The organism is uncultured Paracoccus sp., assembly GCF_947496875.1.
In the GTDB taxonomy this organism is placed as follows: domain Bacteria; phylum Pseudomonadota; class Alphaproteobacteria; order Rhodobacterales; family Rhodobacteraceae; genus Paracoccus.
This window is the reverse complement of the sequence record NZ_CANMEH010000058.1, coordinates 1-2,524: the sequence shown is the minus strand read 5'-3', so window position 1 is coordinate 2,524 and position 2,524 is coordinate 1. Positions and strand designations below refer to the sequence as shown.

3 protein-coding genes are annotated in these 2,524 nt (G+C 65.0%); 2 read left to right on the top strand and 1 reads right to left on the bottom strand.

The annotated features are described in order from the left end of the window. Nucleotides 1-380 (bottom strand): PHB depolymerase family esterase (locus tag Q0938_RS19015; RefSeq protein ID WP_299365667.1); only part of this gene is annotated, 380 nt, incomplete at its 3' end. Between Q0938_RS19015 and Q0938_RS19010 the strand changes: the two genes are divergently transcribed. Further along, nucleotides 364-870, top strand: a complete 507-nt coding sequence (locus Q0938_RS19010) for a hypothetical protein (protein WP_299365664.1) — start codon at nucleotides 364-366, stop codon at nucleotides 868-870. The genes Q0938_RS19015 and Q0938_RS19010 overlap by 17 nt on opposite strands. Before the next feature lie 410 nt (nucleotides 871-1,280). Then, nucleotides 1,281-2,524: recombinase family protein (locus tag Q0938_RS19005; protein ID WP_299365662.1), on the top strand; the 1,244-nt coding region annotated here is incomplete at its 3' end.

The following is a 2,524-nucleotide window of genomic DNA, read 5'->3' as shown; positions in this document are numbered from 1 at the left end:
TGAAAGACGATCGTTGGCAGCTGTGGCGTCAGCTTGCCGGTCGGCTGCGGCCCCTGTCGCCCCCGCATGGCTGACACCGCCGAACGCAACGACCGGACATTTCCGAGCACCAGGCCGGAATGAACGCCCACCGCTGCAAATAGATCAGGATAGGCGGCGCCGATGATGGCCGCGGCGGTCCCCCCGGCCGAGATCCCCGCGATGTAGACGCGGGCGGGATTGGCACGGCCGAGGGAAATCGCGTGACGGGTCAATTCCGCAATCACGGCGGGCTCGCCCCTGCCCCGCGCCTGGTGTCTCGGATCGTGCCAGTTCCAGCACCTCCCGACATTCGCTTTGGGCGACTGCTGCGGATATGCTCGTGTGGGGTGCCTTATCATCGCCCGTCAGGATGGCGCGTTCGGGCCACGCCTGACGCTTGCCTACGGCACCAGTGCTGACACGAGCGCCAATCGCGGGCTCGATCTCGAAGTCGCAGCTTCCGACGACTGGCCGCTCGCCGGGCTGCACCGTCCCAGCCGCTTCGTGATTGCCAGGCGGCTCACCGTCAGCGCCCACGATTCTCGTTTCGACCGGGGGCGGTGTAGCGATCCGACGATCGGCAGCCTCCCCGAGCACCTCGAGCCGTTGATGGAGGCCCTGATCCGCTCCCTGGGGAAGGAGATCACCCGGGATTACCAGTCGGGACCCCCGCCGACCTGCGCGAGCATCCGGAGCCAGCGGCGCACGATCTGGCGACGCGGCCGGTTCGGACAGCGGACGGAGGTGGTGATCATCGAGAGGAGGCGCAGGAACTCGTCTCCTTCTGGCGACCGCACGATGCTGGAAAGGGAACCAGATCTCATCATGCGGCACCCATCTCGGCGGTAGCTCAGGATAGCGATGCGCCGGGGCCGTAGCCCCGGCGCACTCCGGGTCATGACTTGTTGGTCCGGATGCCCTCTGTCGCGGTCGGGTTGTTCAAATGTCCTGACCCGAGAGAGAAGCTCATGAACCTCAAAAAGATCATCGACCTCATCGCCGAGCAAGCTGCAAGGGAAGCCGGAAAGGCGCCCGAAGACCCGCCTGGTGGAGTGATCCTGATGCTACTGAGATGCTTCGCCCGAGCAAGAAGAGGATCCCGAGAGTTTTACGCGTCCCCTGCCCTGTTCTCGTTCGCATCAAAACCCAAGCGGCCGACCCGCCGGATTGTCTGCAAAATCATCTTGGGCAGCAGACTGGCGCGAGGCTAACTTGCCGCGCCGACGAAGGACACGAGATTGATGACCGAACCCCTGCGCGTGGCGATCTACGCCCGCTATTCGATCGACCTGCAGAACCCGAATTCAGTGCGCGACCAGATCGCGTCCTGCCGCGCCTTGGCCAGGCGCAAGGGATGGCGGGTGGTGGGGGAATATGCCGATGAGAAGATCTCCGGCAGCCGCTCCGATCGGGCCGACTTTGTGCGCCTGCAGTCGGATCTGCCAAAGAGCCTCTTCGATCTCGTCCTGGCGGAGAGCCTCGACCGCGTGAGCCGCACGATCAAGGACACTGCCAGCTTCTTCCAGGTCGCCTCGTTCCACGGCGTGGGCCTGCATACAGTGGGCGAGGGCGAGATCGACAAGATGCGAATGGCCATCATATCGACGATGGCCGAGATGTTCCTCGACAACCTGCGCATTAAAACCCACCGCGGCGTGAAGGCGCAGGTGGAAGCTGGCGGATCCGGCGGGGGTCGCTGCTATGGCTACGCGCTGCAGCGGCGCGAAGACGGAGAGGTGGTCAAGGGTCAGCTGGTCATCCAGCCTGCGGAGGCCGAGGTGATCCGCCGCATCTTCCGCGACTATGCGAACGGAATATCGCCCCAGAAGATCGCAGCTTCTCTCAACAGTGAGGGTGTCCCTGCTCCGCGGGCCCGGGCCGGTTCCGGCCACTGGAAGCAGAATACCATCAACGGAAACCGTGACCGCGGCACCGGGATCCTGAACAACGACCTCTATATCGGGCAGCGGGTGTGGAACCGGCTCGAATACCGCAAGGAACCAGCAACCGGGAAACGCGTCTCGCGGCTTCGCCCGCAAGATGAATGGGTGCGCCACGAGGCGCCTGAGTTGCGCATCGTCGACGACGCTCTCTGGGCCGAGGTGAAGGCGCGCCAGGGCACCCACGCCACCGCCATACGAACAGCAGAAGGGTCGGGCCGCCACGGCTTGGGCGCGCGTGTGGCCGCCCGTCGGCGCAAATATCTTCTCTCCGGGCTGCTGGAATGCGGGCAGTGCGGCGGCTCACTGATCATCGCGGGCCAGGGCAAATACAAGCGCTATTACTGCACCAACGCCAAGGAGAAGGGCACTGCTGTCTGTCGTGGAATGCCCGGCGTTTCCCGGAGGGGCGCCGAGGCGTTGATCCTCGCCGAGCTGCGCAACGCGCTGATGACCGATGCGGCGGTGGCGCAGTTTCGCAAGGACTTCGCGCGGCACCTGGCCGAGCAGTCGAAAGGCGCAGACACGCGCGCCAGGAGCCGGAACGCAGCAGTCCGTCGGCT